This is a genomic window from Methanobrevibacter sp. (genome assembly GCF_045116495.1).
Taxonomy (GTDB): Archaea; Methanobacteriota; Methanobacteria; order Methanobacteriales; family Methanobacteriaceae; genus Methanocatella.
The window spans coordinates 18,645-35,872 of record NZ_JBGULU010000101.1 but is presented as its reverse complement, the minus strand read 5'-3'; the positions used below and the strand labels follow the sequence as shown (position 1 = coordinate 35,872).

The 17,228-nt window shown below is 33.6% G+C and carries 18 protein-coding genes; 1 reads left to right on the top strand and 17 read right to left on the bottom strand.

The window, feature by feature from the left end:
- The coding region (locus ACJMLH_RS05735) for a hypothetical protein (RefSeq protein WP_405275623.1) at positions 1 to 1,573 on the top strand (1,573 nt) is incomplete at its 5' end.
- 24 nt (positions 1,574 to 1,597) lie between these two features.
- On the opposite strand, the gene ACJMLH_RS05730 is transcribed toward ACJMLH_RS05735, so the two are convergent.
- The 17 genes from ACJMLH_RS05730 to ACJMLH_RS05650 all read right to left on the bottom strand — a co-directional run bounded on the left by ACJMLH_RS05730 (position 1,598) and on the right by ACJMLH_RS05650 (position 17,227).
- Complete coding sequence (locus ACJMLH_RS05730) at positions 1,598 to 2,026, bottom strand: DUF3021 domain-containing protein (RefSeq protein ID WP_405275621.1); 429 nt, start codon at positions 2,024 to 2,026, stop codon at positions 1,598 to 1,600.
- A 9-nt stretch (positions 2,027 to 2,035) separates the two neighbouring features.
- Complete coding sequence (locus tag ACJMLH_RS05725; RefSeq protein ID WP_405275619.1) at positions 2,036 to 2,476, bottom strand: LytTR family DNA-binding domain-containing protein; 441 nt, start codon at positions 2,474 to 2,476, stop codon at positions 2,036 to 2,038.
- A 3-nt stretch (positions 2,477 to 2,479) separates the two neighbouring features.
- Positions 2,480 to 2,749 carry a 2TM domain-containing protein gene (locus ACJMLH_RS05720; RefSeq protein WP_405275617.1) on the bottom strand — a complete coding sequence of 90 codons (270 nt, stop codon included), beginning with the start codon at positions 2,747 to 2,749 and terminating at the stop codon, positions 2,480 to 2,482.
- Positions 2,750 to 3,016, bottom strand: coding sequence for a 2TM domain-containing protein (locus ACJMLH_RS05715; protein WP_405275615.1), 267 nt, complete (start codon positions 3,014 to 3,016; stop codon positions 2,750 to 2,752). It abuts the gene before it with no gap.
- A gap of 136 nt (positions 3,017 to 3,152) precedes the next feature.
- Positions 3,153 to 3,851, bottom strand: a complete 699-nt coding sequence (locus ACJMLH_RS05710; protein WP_405275613.1) for a diacylglycerol/polyprenol kinase family protein — start codon at positions 3,849 to 3,851, stop codon at positions 3,153 to 3,155.
- Positions 3,851 to 4,969, bottom strand: coding sequence for a tocopherol cyclase family protein (locus tag ACJMLH_RS05705; RefSeq protein WP_405275611.1), 1,119 nt, complete (start codon positions 4,967 to 4,969; stop codon positions 3,851 to 3,853). Before ACJMLH_RS05705 ends, ACJMLH_RS05710 begins: the two co-directional genes overlap by 1 nt.
- Positions 4,970 to 5,057: 88 nt before the next feature.
- Complete coding sequence (locus ACJMLH_RS05700) at positions 5,058 to 7,166, bottom strand: nitrous oxide reductase family maturation protein NosD (RefSeq protein WP_405275609.1); 2,109 nt, start codon at positions 7,164 to 7,166, stop codon at positions 5,058 to 5,060.
- Between the two features lie 232 nt (positions 7,167 to 7,398).
- A complete protein-coding gene (locus tag ACJMLH_RS05695) occupies positions 7,399 to 7,827 on the bottom strand; it encodes an EamA family transporter (RefSeq protein ID WP_405275607.1) in 429 nt (142 codons plus the stop codon).
- 4 nt (positions 7,828 to 7,831) lie between these two features.
- Complete coding sequence (locus ACJMLH_RS05690; RefSeq protein WP_405275605.1) at positions 7,832 to 8,002, bottom strand: hypothetical protein; 171 nt, start codon at positions 8,000 to 8,002, stop codon at positions 7,832 to 7,834.
- Between the two features lie 163 nt (positions 8,003 to 8,165).
- Positions 8,166 to 9,992 (bottom strand): C39 family peptidase, encoded by a 1,827-nt coding sequence (locus ACJMLH_RS05685; protein ID WP_405275603.1) that lies wholly within the window; start codon positions 9,990 to 9,992, stop codon positions 8,166 to 8,168.
- Positions 9,993 to 10,411: 419 nt separating this feature from the next.
- Positions 10,412 to 11,047: an HPP family protein gene (locus ACJMLH_RS05680; RefSeq protein WP_405275601.1), complete on the bottom strand. Its 636-nt coding sequence runs from the start codon at positions 11,045 to 11,047 to the stop codon at positions 10,412 to 10,414.
- A gap of 14 nt (positions 11,048 to 11,061) precedes the next feature.
- Complete coding sequence (locus ACJMLH_RS05675; protein ID WP_405275599.1) at positions 11,062 to 11,883, bottom strand: 4Fe-4S binding protein; 822 nt, start codon at positions 11,881 to 11,883, stop codon at positions 11,062 to 11,064.
- Between the two features lie 42 nt (positions 11,884 to 11,925).
- Positions 11,926 to 12,858 (bottom strand): carbohydrate kinase family protein, encoded by a 933-nt coding sequence (locus ACJMLH_RS05670; RefSeq protein WP_405275597.1) that lies wholly within the window; start codon positions 12,856 to 12,858, stop codon positions 11,926 to 11,928.
- A 9-nt stretch (positions 12,859 to 12,867) separates the two neighbouring features.
- Positions 12,868 to 13,758 (bottom strand): formylmethanofuran--tetrahydromethanopterin N-formyltransferase, encoded by an 891-nt coding sequence (locus tag ACJMLH_RS05665; RefSeq protein WP_405275595.1) that lies wholly within the window; start codon positions 13,756 to 13,758, stop codon positions 12,868 to 12,870.
- A gap of 19 nt (positions 13,759 to 13,777) precedes the next feature.
- The gene (locus ACJMLH_RS05660) at positions 13,778 to 14,824 is read right to left on the bottom strand and encodes a hypothetical protein (RefSeq protein WP_405275593.1); all 1,047 of its coding nucleotides are present in this window, start codon (positions 14,822 to 14,824) and stop codon (positions 13,778 to 13,780) included.
- Positions 14,825 to 14,831: 7 nt separating this feature from the next.
- Positions 14,832 to 16,202, bottom strand: a complete 1,371-nt coding sequence (locus ACJMLH_RS05655; RefSeq protein WP_405275591.1) for a 4Fe-4S binding protein — start codon at positions 16,200 to 16,202, stop codon at positions 14,832 to 14,834.
- The gene (locus ACJMLH_RS05650) at positions 16,199 to 17,227 is read right to left on the bottom strand and encodes a 4Fe-4S binding protein (RefSeq protein ID WP_405275589.1); all 1,029 of its coding nucleotides are present in this window, start codon (positions 17,225 to 17,227) and stop codon (positions 16,199 to 16,201) included. The genes ACJMLH_RS05655 and ACJMLH_RS05650 overlap by 4 nt, the downstream gene beginning before the upstream one ends.
- Position 17,228: the final 1 nt, after the last annotated feature.

Below are 17,228 nucleotides of genomic sequence, written 5' to 3'. Positions count from 1 at the left end.
CATAAAAATAAAATACATATCACTGATAATTCTGCTGACAATTTTTTTAATTTCACTAAATTGTGTAGTTGCAAATGAAAACATCACAGACAATATGGAAATTGCAAACCAACAGAACAATGTATTGAAAATCAGCAAAAATGACTGTTTGCAATACACTTCATCCTCTTTGGAAAGTAAAATCGTTAATGCTGAAAATGATGAGACAATAAACTTGAAACCCGGAACATATAAAGTCCACAATATCCTGATTACTAAAAACATCACAATTCAAGGAAAGGGAAATCCCAGAGACATCATTATTGACGGTGAGGAAAAATCAAGCATTTTTCTTATAAGAAGCGGTGATGTTCATGTTACCTTTAAAAACATCACATTCATCAATGGATTGACAGAGAATTTTGGCGGTGCAATTTCAATAGAAACCGGCCATGTAACTGTTGACAACTGTATTTTCATCAATAATACAGCATTGAACAATACCAATGCGGGAGGCATTTCCAACTACGGTACAAAATATGATAGGGGCTACCTTTTAGTTAATAATTCATTATTCATCAATAATCATGCAGACCATGATGGGGGAGCAATAACAACATGTTATGCCAACTCATATATTTACAACTGCGTTTTTATTAATAATTCAGCTCATCGTGATGGCGGAGCAATAAGAGTCAGCGTTTATGGGTTCGGAGATGTTCAGGATTGTATATTCATGTTTAACCATGCTGATGAATGGGGAGGAGCATATTATAGCTGGTCCGGCACATCAGACATTAAAAGATGCATATTCTTAAATAACACCGGCGGAACAAATGGAGGAGCTTTAATGGTATCAGGAGACTTTAATCTTCAAGAATCAATCGTTATGAACAATAACGGCGGTGAAACTGGAGGGTCATTTTACATCCAGCAACCGATGTACAATCAAAAAACAACAATTAAAGTCCATGATAATCTAATTACCAATAATACATCACCATACGGTCAGGAAATCTTCATAAAATGGAAGAATTCCTATAATCTCTACACAGAATTCGATAATAATGACTGGGGTGATGAAAATCCAAATGATTCCTCAGTAATTGATCCTGATAATGTTACACCTAGAAGTAAAGTGTCAAAAACAATCAAATCCGACTTGTTTAACCGATTGAATGTGGACTTATTGGACAAATATTCCGATTTGCTTACCGATTACTTCCCAGACAATTCTTTAGATGATTTGAAAGATCAGTTCAAAAAGCCAGAAAGTAATGAAAATACTAAAAAGCTAGATACATCCAAAAACGAAGAAAATGAAAAAATCACTAACCAGATGGATTCAATAACCAACATTAATTCGACTGCATCAAACGTTAATGTAAACAGTCATGATTTGCAGGATATAGTTATTGGAAATTCTACAACTCCGGTTGGTGAAACCGACAGCGATAAAAATGCATATGAAATTAATGAAACTCCATCAGTATCCAAAAAGACAGATTTGGATTTGAAATATTTCATTGCAATCATCGCATTTACATTGATATTACTGGCAATCGGATATAAAAGAAATTCAAAAAAAGAGTAAATAGCTTTGCTATTTACTTTAATACTATTTTTTAACATTTAATTTATTATTCAAGTCACGGGCGACTAAATAATAATAAATATAGAAACCACACCATGAAACGGCAGCAAATACGCATGCTATTATTATCCATTCAATAATGATTCCAATTCCAAGGTTAATAGGCATCCATTGAAGATAAACTGCAACAATAAACAGTATTGCCATTCCAATGCCCATCTGAAAGGCAATCTGAAGCGGAAATGCAATGTCATCCCTTTCATAAATCAGTCCTGTCAATGAAAATCCCCAGCCTACAACAATAGACCCTAAAAATGCATTAATAATAGTTACTCCTGTAAAAGAAATGTTTTGAGGACCATTCTGTAAAGAGATCAAAACCATAACAAGCATTACAATAAAACAACCCACGAAAGCGCCCATTGCCAATCTTTTAATTAAATCTATTTTCATTTATTCCACCTACAAATCCAAAGCATTTTTAAAATCCGGCAAATATTTTCTTGAAATATTGTCCTTTAAGCCGTTTTTAAGTTGTATAAACATCATCCCCTTAAGTGAAGGAGCCACTCTTTCAATTTTTCGCAAATTAACAATAGTTGTCTTGGATATCCTTACAAAATCATTATTTAAAGTCTCTTCAACTTGATATAATGGTTTTTTAATGAGATACTCTGCATTTTCAGTGTATACTTTAACCTGCTTGTCTTCAACTCTAAGCATGAACACTTCACTAAATTCCAAAAGAGCAATATCTGATCCTTTTTTGACTGCCAACATATCATTAGAATCATCACTTTCAAGAATGGACATTGCTTTTGTAATATTATCAGTCAATTCATTTGTGTGAATATCTGCATGAGGCTCTTCAATATCCTTTGATACAAATAGATTTACTTTCATGATTCAATCCCTTAATTTTTCCATTTCTTCTTGGATTTTACGTTCCCTATAACTTTCATTATCCAAATTAACAAATACAAATGCTGTTAAAAAGTCTTTAAGTACTCCTATTCCCCAGAAAAATAATGGGAATGCAACCCACCAAAACTCGGGAGTGAAATACCAGTTTATAACAAACAACATTGCATTAACAATAACATAAGCTGTTAGATTTCTGTAAAATTGAATTTTATTGTCTACACGTTTTTCTGCTCTTGATCTTAAATCTCTCATTTAATCACCCATTTTAGAAATTTCATTCTGAATCATATTTTCCCTATAGTTCGGACTAACAATATCCTTGAATGGATATGCCTTGAAGAATTTTTCTAAAACTCCAATTCCCCAGAAAAACATTACAAAGAACAATAACCAGAAACTTTGTAAAAAATATATGCTAATTACTGCTATTATTAAATTTACAATCAAATACTTATATAGATTTTCTTGAAAATCTATTTTTGCATCAACTCTTCTTTCAGCTTCTTTTCGTAAATTCATTTTGTATCACCAAATAACTATTCGTTAATATAACTTAGTAAAAGTACATATAAATGGCTATTTGGCGATGTTTCCAAGATGCAAAAAACAGTTACTGAAATGCAAAAAAATAGAAATGAAAATAAAATTGAAGTAGCTATAATACAGCTACCAAATAGTATAAAATAGAAGTTAGTGCAGGAACGGATAAATTGTCAATTCCTCCATAACTTAAAGCTTCACATACAGTTGCAACCGCAGAAATCATAATAATATACACAATATTGAATTCCGGCATTGTACAACCGATTGAAGTGAAAACCATCCATACAAATACACTCATTACAGTAGTAATGACAAACATTGTAAGGGATCCTTCAACGGATTTTGTTCCACCGAATACTGTGTATTTGAGTTTACCGAATTTCTGACCAATCAATGCTGCAAATCCGTCACCATATACCATAGGAACAATAGCCAATGCTACAATCCATATGTAATATTTAGGGTCGTTTGCAGGAGCGATTGTTGTGAAAACTGCAATCAATATTGTCCAGATACCTGCATAGAAGAACAAACCTAGAGCATGCCCAGATTCAGTTACACTGTTCTGGATTTTGATAGGTGAGTATTCTGTCAGGAAGAATAATGCAATTGTAATAGGCAGTGTTAAAAACCAAACCATTACCCACGGGTCTGAGAAAAACGGCATGGCAAATATCATGTTACCTACCATAATATGCAAAAATTTACGTGAAACTTCAGGTCTTGTCTTTAAAACCATTTCAGCTACCACAAAAATGATAGCTACATAAATATAAACGACAATTAGTGCGAGGATATCTGAGAATATCATTATTTATCATACTCCCCATATTCACAGCCAGCATTTTCTATTTTTACATGATCGATTAATGTTCCGTCTTTCTTGTATAGTTTGATTTCACCCCAACCATTTCCACCATTCCATAAACGGTTGTGTCTTTTTTGGCCGTCAGGAGCTTCGTAATTGATAAGTAACATTTCATCACGTTTACAATAGAGTACCAGTTCCATTCTAGAATTCTTATTGGTTGCATTTACATGCCATGTATGAACCTCATCACCTTCTTCAAAGTCAAAGTCTATTTTAACCATGTTCCAGAATCTTGCGAAGTTGTATTCATACATTGTACCTTCATAGTAGAATCCAATCAATAATTTACGAGGTATGGATATTCCAAATGCTTTTGGTCTTCCACCACCTGCTTCAAAAGCAGAATTATTCAGTTTTTTGCCGGTAATCAGGCTTGTTATATTACATGATGAAATCCAAAGCCATGGTGAGGTAAAGTCCCCTCCCCAGTTTTTATCAGCATATCCATAGGATTTTTCAGGAATTACTTCATACTCTTCACCATCCAACCATATGGTTCCGCTGTATTCAGTTTTAATTCCTTCAGCATGCCAAAACATTTCAAAAGAGTTTAATTTTCTAAATAATGAATTAGCACCATAACCTACATTAAAAGCGATTTGTTTGTCAATATCCAAATCCCATCTCATCTCTCCAGCATCAGACATGAATTCCGGATGTTCAAGAGCTTCTTCTTCAGATACTCTTGAAAAACCACTCATATGAGTTTCAGTTAGGCTGCAATCGCCTACCCTAATATTCAATTCATCATCAGGACATTCAAAGTATTTCATTGAGTAAAAATTATGTATTTGTTTTGGATTTTTACCCCATGTTCCCGCTTTAACCATACAATATGATGGCGGTTTTCCTGCAGCCTTATTTTCAGGCAATTGTCCTAATGTAGGTTCTTCTTCAGCCAATGCCGGATTACATACAAAGTATTCAATAAAAAATGGTCTTGGCTCACCGGTTTTTTTATTATATGCAGTTAAGGAATGCCACCACCAGTCATAACCTTTCTTGGCAAGTGGTCCTTTGAGCATGAAATAATCTCTTTTCAAATCACTTTTATTCATAATAATCCTCCAAAGATAGCATAAGTTAAAAATAGTTTTGTTTTAAATATATTAAATAATTTGTTATAAAAATAGAAAAAAAAGATGATTATTGCATCTTGGATTTCATTTCTTTAATATCATCACGATAATAAAAACCTATTGTTAAAATTATTAACAATACAATAAATGAAATACCTGCAACTCTTACAATATCATCCTCATCAATAATAATCTGTTTTACTACAGACTGGCCTTGTGAACCGCCTGCATCTGATGGACCTGCACCACTTTGTGATGCTCCTTCTTGAGATGTTGCATCAGTCTCATAATTTTGTGAAACATCATTTACAGGATTATTTGCATTGTTGGAAGGATCTGCCTGTTGGCTTTGAGAGCTATTCCCGTTTGTCTGACCTCCCTGTTGATAATTGCCATTGCCCCTATTGGCATTGCCTTGAGAGCCTTCACCATTGCCATTGCCGTTTCCTCCACCAATATCACCGTATAAATCATATTGTGGGATAGGAGGATATTCATAAGATGGAGATACACCGTTTATTTCCTGTGAAGGTTTGGTTTTTGAGTCATAAATATTGTCTCTTCTAGAATTATCCACTTTTGCTTTTACAATATCACCATCATTTGCATCTGCAGTGAAAACTGCGGCTCCTCCGCTGACTGTGGTTGTGACAATTTTTCCATCATTAGTCTGGAATGTTAATGTCCTATCAGGAAGCAGACCGGCAATATTGCCGTTGGAATCTGTAAATGTGGCCTGAAACTTATTTTCACCAATCTGTTTAACTGAAAATTTGATATAGCTAGTGCTGACTTTAGGACATACTCCATTAAAATCCGTATACCAGTTATCTCCAATCTGCAATTTAATGCCGTTTTCCTGATAATAAGTATCTTTTGCTTCAATATCACGACCTAAATTACTGAATACTGCATTATAACTGATTTCTTGGTTTTTTGGCATCACATAATTATTATAAAATCTTATACCATTCTCCCAATTGTCAGTTATTACATTTGACTGTATGGTATTTGTTCCGACAATACCCAATGATATACCGTTTTCATGATTGGCTTCAACAGTATTGGATCTGATTTCGATATTATTTCCTGCATATTTAATCTCAATACCATCTTTGCCATTCTTAAAAACAGAGTTTTTGTTAATCTGGATATTTTTAGGGCCTTCACCATAATTGATTCCATTGATGCTGTTAGTCAGGTATATTCCCTGTTTTTTATTATTTGAAACAGTATTTCCGTCAATATAAACATGGTTTACTTTAGCAACGCCCAAACCAACTTCAGCATTATTAGAAATCTTATTATTGAAAATATAAAGATTTGATGAATTTCCAACTAGTATTCCACTTTTTGAGTTTTTAACAACATTATTTTTAGTAATATTTAGGTATTTAGTCTCTGATGCGACAATACCATTTCCTCCAGTTGTTATATTATTTCCGTAAATGGTTACATAATCAGAACCTTGAATTTTAATCCCATTTCCATTTCCCTGTATATCAAATCCTTTTATTGATGTTAAAGAAGCGCCTTTACCTTTGATGGTAATTACAGGATTTGAGGATGAGGATTTTAATGTTGTGCCTTCAGTGCTGAGAAGGGATAAACTTTTGGTAATCACGAGATTCACATCAGAATAGCTTTTTGCCTTAAACAAAATCACATTATTAACTTTTGCATTATCAATAATGCTTTGAATCTCTGAATTGCTTAAACCACTGCCGACAACACGAGTATTATTCATAGTTATCATGGTTGTAAGAGATGATGACCTGTAATCTGCATTTCCTGCGAATTTTGTAATTATTTTATGTTTGCCATCTTTCAGTTTGAGTTGAAGTGATGCAATTCCATTAGAATCTGTATTTTTACTGTAAGTATTGCCATTAACTTTAAAAGTTAGCTTAGCATTAGCTATAGAATTATTATTCTCATCAGATAGTTTTACTTTAAAATACTCTCCAATAGCATCGAAGGTAGTGTTGCTTTCAACATCCAAATGAGTATCCAATTTAGAGGACGCCTGAAGAACATTAACGTCCGCACTTTCAAGAACTTGATTATCCAAACTTGAATTTAGAAGATTGTCTGCAGAATTTTCATGTGCAGCACTGAAATTGAGCGATAATAATACAAATACAGTTAGTATAATAATAAATCCTTTCTTATTCATATTTCACCTCCTTTATATTCAATCATAAAGAAGTAATTATTGATAATTATCCTTATAATGTAATGTATAAATTTAATAGTATATATTATTGACCTTTTTTAAATAAAAAAGAATTAATTTAAAAAAACAAAAATTTGACTTTAAAAATTGTTAAAATAAATAAAATTAGTCGGATAAAAAATAGATGATATGATAATGGATTAATATCAAAAAAAAAGAATAAAAATTCATATTACAAATTAATCAATATCAAACCAACCATGCAAACAAAGATGCCTAAAATCTGGCGCACTGAAACATTTTCACGATATAGGAAATATCCGACAATCAGCAAAACACATGCAAGTCCTATATTTGCTACAACACTGGCATTGCTTACCTGCCAACCTGCACGATAGACAAATACATATCCTACTTCCAATCCCACAATAGCCAATGCTAAAATGACTGATATCCAATTGACTTTGGACAGTTCCCCCACAACATTTTCGGGTTTTGCCATCAATACAAAAATAATTGCGGTTATAATCATTGCAACCAAGTAGGTCACCATCAATGCGGCAAAAGGATTAACATCAGACGGAGTTGATTTCATGCAGACATTATAAAATGTATTTGAGGCTATAACCACTAAAATTGGCCAGATTAGATTCCAATCCATATTATCACAAAAGTAAAACTTCATTATTTAGTTCCATATATTCTGTCTCCAGCATCACCAAGACCCTAAAAATATATGCATTCTCATTCAGCTTCCCATCCACTGCGCAGAAAATTTTCACATCAGGATGATCATTTTCAATTGTTTGAATTCCATCAGGAGCGCAACAATACATAACAACTTGATTTTGCTAACACCATCTTTTTTAAGTCTTTTCCACTGACAATATCCTCATATAATTTAGACAATCTTTGATAATGTTATATATCATTGAAAAATATAAAATACTTTCTTATTTCAGTATGGCATTAAAAATAGAAAAAAGTGAAAAAACTCCCCTAAATTTGAGGAATTCTTTCATTGGTATTTTTTGCAACCCAACCTGTTCCCATACTTGAGTATATATTTCTTAATTGGGTTTTCTTAGAAGCAGAAAGAGAATATTTGAGTTTAACAATCAAACCAGAAGTATCATAATTGTTAAACATTTTTTTCATATAGCTAACAGTTAACCAGTTTGTTGGAATGCTATGGCTTCCAGTATCATAATCTCCGGAAGGATTTCCAACCAGTACTTTTTTGCCGTCAGCACTGATATCCAAAATCGCAACATAATGATTCCAGGTATGGAAAACTAAAGCACGTCCTCCTTTCTTAAGTTCATTAATGGCTTTAGTGAATGAAGATTTATAATAAATGCTGCATTTAAAGTTATATTTCTCCAAAGCCTTTTTAAGTCCTTTAGTAGTTGAACCGGAGTAATAATTTGATCCTGCCATTTTAGCCAATTGCTTTTCATTGACATAACTCTTTAAAAACTGGGTACACATGCTGTCAGAGGTTGGACCGCAGGTATAACCTGTATCCTGCACATCCCTTACCTGAGAGTAGGTATATGATTTTCCTTTAAGTGAAACGGTAATTGAACCCGGCCAATAGTTATACTTGTTCTTTAAAACAATTTTAGTGTTGATAGTTCTTTCAATAACATTCCACTTTTCACGAACAATAATGTGATTTAAAGATGATTCTGTTTTTGTTTTGAAAAATACATATTTGCTTAATTTATTTTTCAAATATAAAGTATGACTATCCCTCTGCATAACTTCTTTATATTGGGTTTTTAAAAGGGAGTATGTGAAATTTTCATCCGCCATTACATAATTGCCAGGCATGACATCAATATCAGGCACGCCATTAACTAACGGAACTTTTGTTTTCAATGGATTTTTTACATCTCCAACACTACAATTTACTGTTTTATTATCTGCGCATCCGAATGCTGTAGAACTACCTCCATAACTGGCAGTAATATAGTAACTGCCCTCATTTAGCTTTGGCTTGAATATTACAATACCTTCAGAATTTGTTGTTTTATTATAAGATTTTGACCCTATAGTTATCCTTATTTTCTTATTAGAAATAGCTGACTTGGCAGTACTTTTTAAATAAACTCTCAAATATCCATTTGAAAGCAGTTTATTGTTTCCTATTGCAAGAGTTGTTGTTGCAGGCACACATAACATGACATTTTTTGAAATTGCCTCATAATACTTATTTCCTGCAAAATTGATATTTAAAGAATATACAGCATCAGTATTTAAATCAACTTTAAATCTGGCTTTGCCGTTTTCATCTGCAGTTGCATCATATGACTTTCCGTTAACTGTAAAAGATACATTTACACCTGATAAAGGATTTCCGTAACTGTCGTTGAGATAAGTATAGAAATATTTATATTTAAGAACGGTAGTGTTTACAGGAGTGATTGTTGTTGGGAGTTTCAACACATTAATGTTGAAAGTTTGATTGACAGGAGCATAATTTTCACTGCCTTTAAAAATTACATTTAAAGTGTATTTATTAGCAGTGAAATTCAATCGAAAACTAGCTTCACCAACATCATTTGTTGTAAGCAGATAATTTTTACTCTTAATATTTGCTGTTAAATTTTGATTGGCAATTCCTGAATTATTTGAATCTTTAAGAGAAATTGCAATTGAATCACCAGTATAGACTTCTGTAGTATTAACAGATATTGCAGGCGTTTCAATTGCCTGCAAAAAATCATTATTATCAGTTATATTGTCATTAGCCGATGCACTAGCTATGCAAAATACTGACAATATTATGCATATAATTGTAAATTTGACATATTTTTTCATAAATTCACCTTAATTGTTTGATGAATATTCTGCCTAACCCAATTAGTAACGTACTATTTTAAAAACAATTTATTCATGTTTTGTTGCATTAGACAGAGAATAAGTAATCCTTACTATTAGACTATCATCATGATTAATTATAAATCTGAAGTTTATATAAAATATGTTTAACCATTTTGTATGTATATTATAGTAACCTCCACATGAATTGGACAACAACACAATTTTGCCATTTGCCTTATGGAGAGGTACTTATCCTGCAAGTTTTTTTACATATCCATTTCCACGCAATGCAGAATGTTAAAAAAAGTTTTGGATAAAAAAATAGAAAAATAAGACATAATAGTCTTATTTTTTACATGTTAGTGTAGCTTAACAAGGGATTGTTTTTTTGAAGTGTTAGTTAGTGTTTTTTGAGTTTATTTTCTTGCTTTTCCTACACGACGAGCAATAACCAGTTCTCCAACTGAAATTAAACCGGCAAAGAATTTTTCTAAACCTCCAGTGGACCAGATAGCTTCCCCAAATGTAGCACTCATAATATTCGCTTCATATTCTTCAGGAGTGATTTTTACACCGGTGGTCTTAGTGGACACTAAAGCAGATGCTGCCATCAGTTCTTCCCAGGTTACCCCTTTCAATTGGTTTTGCATAGCCTTATATAACTTTACGACTTTAATATCATAAAGCTCGGACAGTAATGCTACAATATCACATGCACGAACCATACCTATAACCTGATTATCATCATTTACAACAGGTACAGTTACAAATTTATTGTTTGCAGTTAAAATAACCGCTTTTCTTGCAGGGTCTTCTTCATGAACAGTTGCAACTTCTTCATAACCACTCATGATTTCTGAAATCTTTTCATTTCCTTCCCTTAATCCTCTTGTAATGTCAAATGAAGTAATCCAACCTACCAATTGTTTATTATCATTTACAACAGGACATGTAAAACGTCTGATTTCTTCCATTACTTTTGAAACTTCAATTACACTATCTTCGCAGTTTAAATATACGAATTCATTATCCATTAATTCTTTTGCTCTCATAAACAACCCTCATTTTATTCAATATCAACTCTTTTTAAAGCTCCTACAGGACAATGGCGTGTACATTCAACACAACGTATGCATTTATCGTTGTCAAGAACCACTTCGCCATTAACCAACTCTATTGCCCCAGTCGGACAATTTTCCTCACATAAATAACAATTGACACATGCCTCATGATTTATATCAAGATTTCTGCTGTGAACTATTGGACCTAAATATCTGTCCAGTTCAATTGCCTCATCATTATGGGAAATTTCAACACATGCTCCACACCCAATGCACATTTTTTCATTTACATACGGGTATAAATTATCTTCAACCAAATCAATACCCAAATCTGCATTTAAATCCTCGAAGAACTCCTTGAATTCAAGGGTAAATGCATTTGTCGGACATAGATTTGCACAATCATCCCAATTATTATCCACAGAATAATTGATTGAAATATTATTCATTCTAACTACTCTATGGGAACAGCTAACATTAGACAAGCTATATTCAATATAATCCTCTTCATTATTGTAAATAACTGAGTTGTCAATTAACTTGATTGCTGAAACAGGACAAGTTTGAACGCAAATTTCACATTTAACGCATTTTTCAGTTATTTTAGCTATTCTAAATATATTAGCTGGTTCAATTGCACCGACAGGGCATTCTCCAACACAAGTGTTGCATCTAACACATCTAGGTGCAATAGCTATGATTTCTTCAGCTGAACTGAAATCCTCCAGTTCAAATTGGAAATCATCACCATCATCATCTAAATCAACAGATTTCAATAAAACTTCCCTTTCCAAGTTTTTCATCTGTTTTTGAAACGTTACATTCATATTACCAACTAACCCTTAATTAAATTTATAAACTTGAGTTTTTTAAAAGAAATCCTCCAATTCTTTTAAAGAAGGGAATTTCTCCATTCCATATCCTTCAATAGCTTTGCTTGCTACCCAATTTGCGATTCTGCAAGATTTTTCCAAATCATATCCTTTCAGATAAGAATATAAAAATCCGCTATTGAAACTATCTCCAGCACCTGTTGTATCGACAACATCACATTTATATGCACCTACATTGCATTCTTCAGTGCTGTTGATTGCATAAACTCCAGTGGAACCCTGTTTTACAACAATGGTTTCAATTCCCAAATCCAAAAAGCCTATGGCTAATTCTTTTACCGGAGCCTCATTATTGTTACATAATAATCTTAATTCTGATTCATTTATAAGCAAAATATTTGTTCTTTCAAGTATCGGTTTTAACTCATCGAAACCCTTTTGAACATACAGCATTCCCGGATCGAAGCTCAAAACCACATCTTTGTTGAGTTTTTCCAACAGTTCTATTTGAGTTTTAAATGAATCACCGACAAATGATGTGTAATGCATTATTTTACATCTCATGATGTTTAACGGATTTATCTCGCCAATTTGGATTTCATCATTGACACCTGGGTCGATGTAAAGACACCTTTCACCGTTACTGTCAACAAAGCCCAGACACTTTCCGGTAGCTCCTGTTTCTGAATATATTAAATTATTTGTGTATACTCCATTAATGGCCAAATTGTATTCTATCATATCTCCGTCTTCATCTTCAGCTATTTTTCCAATGATTGAAGTGTCAATGCCCAGTCTTGCAAGGCCTACAATTGTGTTGGCCGCTGAGCCTCCGGGAGTTTTAGTTTCACTTTTTATAAAGCTTTCCTCATCTGCTCCAACAATATTTTCAACAGAGAATAATTTATCCACATTCAGTGCTCCGAATCCAATTACTTCTGCATTTAAATCATTGTCAAATATTTCCATGTTAAAACCCTACTTTAAGATATCTAATAAATTTATATTTTTATCTCCGAGTTTGCCATCAAAATTGCCTGCAGAGATTTTGACTACTCCTTCAAATTCCAAAGCAGCGTCAATACCTGCTTTAATTGCATCATTCATTGCCTGTTCGTTTATTGCATTTACTACAATTTCAGGAATATAATTAACTCCTTCAGGAACTTTGGATTCATCACCTAAAGATTCCTTTAGTGAAGGACAGTAAACATGATTTGTTGTCGGTCCGATTTCGGGGAAGTTTGTTTCAGGTTTGGAAGCTGCTGAACATACATCAAATGGTGCTGTTGCTCCTTCGACACCCATGATTGCATCGATAATTGCTTCACCTGCATCCAATACGGCATCCTGAGTTTCGCATAAGTACCAGAAGTTTCCTCCCATTATTCCATCGTTTATTTTGAATTTTTCTTCAATCTGGAAGTCCGGAACTGCAATAGGAACATTGATCATTTTTCTTCCGTACTCTTCAACTATCCATTCATATCCGTCTCCGCAGTGGCCTACAATGTCCATCATTTCAATATATTCTTCACTGTCACCGTCTGAATAGTCAAATATGCGTGTAAACGGTTTTACCAGTATATCCTGGCGAAGTCTGTAGGAAAGTTCAAATGCGAATTTGTCTACATCATCACCGCCCAACCAGTATTGCACTACAGCACCAAATCTCCCATCAGGAGTTTGGGATCCATCTAAAAATCCTTCTACACCCCCTTCAACTCTTCCAATTACTGCACTAGGAGTTGAAGTTGAATCATATGCTGCCCTTTTTACGATTTTTTCATTGGGCCCGGTAATTAAAGCTCTTACGTATTTTCCTTCAAAAGCTTCAAAGAATGTATCATCTACTTTATCATAACTCATTTTTTCAACCTTCTATAAATTAACCTAATCCTCCGATATCCTGACCCCTGATATTGGTTCTCATATGTTTACTTGATTTCAGGATATCTTCATAATTTTCATCTGTTACTATCTGAATAATCGGATAATCTTCACCATTGAATACTTCAAAGAATTTTTCCCTGACTTTCAAATCTATCGCATATCTGTTGAATAAATCGTCCAAATCATCTGAAGAATTATAATCTTCAATGAATTTCAATACTTTGGTTTTATCATTGTTTGCATAAATATCGGCAATTACTGTTGTTGTTACTGCACTTGGAGAGATGATTGCTATTTCAGCCACTTTTAACGGATATTCATTGCCGTTGAATGATATGCTTATTCCGCCATTATCCCTGGCGAACTGCAATGGTTCAACGTCTGTAATGCTGTCTCCAATGTATAGCATTTTGTTGATGTCAATATTGTCTCTTGAGATTATCCTGTCAATGGCTAATTTTTTACCCAAACCTCCGACAACTTCTATATCCTTGATTTTTTCATATATTCCCATTTGAGCGATTTTGGAAAAGAAAATATCGTCGAATAAATCGTAATCCTCAGGATTTTCCAATATCAGTTGCTTGAATTCCCTGACTTTTTCAATTTCATCATCATTTAAAGTTAAGCTATCCATATCAACATTTGTGTAAAATGTATTTTCAAATGGAACCTCCATATAATTGGAGACCGCTTCAATATATTGGCCATAACTAGTGCTGACAATATAAATATTCATAGCTTCCTTCAAGTAATTTAACAGGAATTTTGAATCGCTGACCGAATAAATATTATTTCTGGAAAAATCAACCATATCACTGTTTTTAAGGTTTTCACAGACAAAGAAAGGTAATATCAGTTTTAGAGTATTACCTGCTTTGTAATTTTTCTTTTTAACAATATCTGCAAGATAATCATCATACAAACTAAGGATCTTAAATAATTCGCCCCCGTCTTCAATGCATTTCTCCGCAAGCTCGAAAGCATTGTCATTTAATGTAAGAGGACCTTCACAATCTGTTATGAATGACTTTTCAAACATTACCTACTCACCTAAAGTTTACTATTCTAATTGCATCAAGCGGACAGATTGCCTCACATGTTCTGCAATAAATACATTTTTCACCGTCAAAGTCTATCTTGTCATTATTTAATGTTAATGCATCGGATGGACAATTTTTAACACATACTGCACATGCCTGACATTTTTCATCTGAAAGTGAAAAGTCTCCAAGCCTTTGATTGTGCAAATAAGACCTTGCATAGTATAAATCAGTGTCTTTACTGTAGAAATAGTCATCATATGCGCCGATTGCATCAAATTTACACTGTTCAACACATTTTCCACAATAGACACAATTATTTTCATTGATTTTAATTGGATTTGGACCATCGAGTTTGATTGCACCTGTTGGGCAAACATTAAAACAATCACCGCAGGCAACACATTTTTTATCATAAACCTCAATGTTTCTATCCATCAGGTATGAACCGAATAATTTTGTAAACTTGGAAATTTCAATGTGGGAATCCAGACTGATTTTAAGTTCATCCTCCATCATGTCATTGACTTTACATTCAATGAAATTCTCAAAGTTCTGATCGTTGAATTCCAAGGCTATGGATTTAGCTACTTTTTCAAGAACCTTATTTAAACTAATCAAATCCAGTGACAATTTCTTTATGTCATGGTCTACAATACTGGAGACAATATCAAATGATTTAATCTCACTATACATCTTGTAAGCCTTTTTACGTGATGAATATTTGATTGCTGTTGAAGGGCAGGAATGCATACACTCCTCACATCTTGCACAATAACCCGGATTAATATAAGGAAGCTTGTTTGTTCTTGCAACATTGATTGCACCCATTGAAGGACATACTCTTGTACATGTCATGCATCCTATACATTTATCCTGGTTTACAACAATGGCTTTACCTCCCTTGACAGTTTTAGGAAGTAACTGACCATATTTTATCGCATCAGTCGGACATACCCTGAAACAATATCCGCAACGTACACATGTGTCCTTATCGATTTCACTGTGAGGCATTTCAGTACCATCAGAAACAATGTGGATGGATCCATTTTTACATGCCTGCACACAGGCTCCACATGCCTTACATAATTTTACATTGATGTTTGGAACATTTTCCTTTAATGGAGGATCCATATGAACATCAAGTGAAATTGCATCAAATGGACAAGCATTACGACACAATACGCAACCGAAACAGGTATTTCTTAATTTTATAAGACCATCATCCTTATCCATGTAAATTGCGTCAATCGGACAGGATTGAAGACATGGCTTATCACTGCATTTTGCACATTTTGTCTGATCAACCAAATAATCCACATCAACATATCTCAATGGCCTTGGTGTTTTAGTATAACTATCAATCATAACACTCACTCCATGAAAATATCCTCATTTAAATTAGATGCCTTTACAGTAGCATGAATATTGTTTTCATCTTCCATTGAGAATTTTGCAATGAAATATTTAATTACAGAGAATGGACAGGTTTGATAACATATACTGCAACGTAAACATCTATTTTTATCTCTCACAATCGTATCTTTCACTTCATCAAAAGAAATACATCCAGTAGGACAATCAGGAATACATAATTGACATTTTTTACAATTGGATTCATCCCAATCTATTATTCTAATTTTAAGCCTGTTTACCGCATTGGACATTATTTCCAAAGCTATTTCATTATCAGGAATGATTTTAAGTGCGTCATCCCATATTTCATCAATAGGAACATCATATTGCAGCAACTCATCAGTTTCCAAAGCCCTTAAATCCTCTTCCTTATCGTTAATGTAATCCTCGAGATAATTTACACATAAAAGGATTAAATCTTTTTGAGCCTGCAAGTTTTCGACAAATACGCCTTTCATTGCACCATTAACCGGACATACATCAAGACAATCACCACAAGAGATGCATTTAAGCTGGTCAACAACAAGCCTTCCGTCATCAAGGTGTATTGCCTCAACCGGACACTGCTTCATGCATTTTTTACATTTTATGCATAAATAGTCATCTACAATGTACTGTCGTTTGGATGGGATAATGTTGAATTCCGGCAATATCAGATGGTTTTCTCCGCATCTTAATGTTTTAGGATCTGTCGGACAAACTTCCGCACAGAATCCGCAGCGAATACAAGCGCCGAGCTTAATAACAGGATAAGTTAAACCTTCAGCCTCTTCTGAATCCTCATCACGAACCAATTTAATCGCATTCGGTGAAGGACAGGAAACTGTACATGCACCACAGCCTATACAATATTCTTTGTGAACTTCAGGGAAGTCTCTGAAACGTTCAGGCTTTTCTGAAATTTCAGGTTTGGAATGTGCATTGGCAAATGCATCAGTCCATGCTTTTCTTGCAAATTCATAAACATACCACATTAAAGATGACATT

What these genes read in the sequence shown, in the direction of transcription:
- ACJMLH_RS05730 (WP_405275621.1), bottom strand. Translation starts at nt 2,026, where the DNA reads ATGAAAATAGATTTAATTAAAAGATTGGCAATGGGCGCTTTCGTGGGT.
- ACJMLH_RS05675 (WP_405275599.1), bottom strand. Translation starts at nt 11,883, where the DNA reads ATGAATGTAACGTTTCAAAAACAGATGAAAAACTTGGAAAGGGAAGTT.
- ACJMLH_RS05695 (WP_405275607.1), bottom strand. Translation starts at nt 7,827, where the DNA reads ATGGATTGGAATCTAATCTGGCCAATTTTAGTGGTTATAGCCTCAAAT.
- ACJMLH_RS05725 (WP_405275619.1), bottom strand. Translation starts at nt 2,476, where the DNA reads ATGAAAGTAAATCTATTTGTATCAAAGGATATTGAAGAGCCTCATGCA.
- ACJMLH_RS05705 (WP_405275611.1), bottom strand. Translation starts at nt 4,969, where the DNA reads ATGAATAAAAGTGATTTGAAAAGAGATTATTTCATGCTCAAAGGACCA.
- ACJMLH_RS05700 (WP_405275609.1), bottom strand. Translation starts at nt 7,166, where the DNA reads ATGAATAAGAAAGGATTTATTATTATACTAACTGTATTTGTATTATTA.
- ACJMLH_RS05685 (WP_405275603.1), bottom strand. Translation starts at nt 9,992, where the DNA reads ATGAAAAAATATGTCAAATTTACAATTATATGCATAATATTGTCAGTA.
- ACJMLH_RS05650 (WP_405275589.1), bottom strand. Translation starts at nt 17,227, where the DNA reads ATGTCATCTTTAATGTGGTATGTTTATGAATTTGCAAGAAAAGCATGG.
- ACJMLH_RS05665 (WP_405275595.1), bottom strand. Translation starts at nt 13,758, where the DNA reads ATGAGTTATGATAAAGTAGATGATACATTCTTTGAAGCTTTTGAAGGA.
- ACJMLH_RS05660 (WP_405275593.1), bottom strand. Translation starts at nt 14,824, where the DNA reads ATGTTTGAAAAGTCATTCATAACAGATTGTGAAGGTCCTCTTACATTA.
- ACJMLH_RS05715 (WP_405275615.1), bottom strand. Translation starts at nt 3,016, where the DNA reads ATGAATTTACGAAAAGAAGCTGAAAGAAGAGTTGATGCAAAAATAGAT.
- ACJMLH_RS05710 (WP_405275613.1), bottom strand. Translation starts at nt 3,851, where the DNA reads ATGATATTCTCAGATATCCTCGCACTAATTGTCGTTTATATTTATGTA.
- ACJMLH_RS05720 (WP_405275617.1), bottom strand. Translation starts at nt 2,749, where the DNA reads ATGAGAGATTTAAGATCAAGAGCAGAAAAACGTGTAGACAATAAAATT.
- ACJMLH_RS05680 (WP_405275601.1), bottom strand. Translation starts at nt 11,047, where the DNA reads ATGAGAGCAAAAGAATTAATGGATAATGAATTCGTATATTTAAACTGC.
- ACJMLH_RS05690 (WP_405275605.1), bottom strand. Translation starts at nt 8,002, where the DNA reads ATGTATTGTTGCGCTCCTGATGGAATTCAAACAATTGAAAATGATCAT.
- ACJMLH_RS05670 (WP_405275597.1), bottom strand. Translation starts at nt 12,858, where the DNA reads ATGGAAATATTTGACAATGATTTAAATGCAGAAGTAATTGGATTCGGA.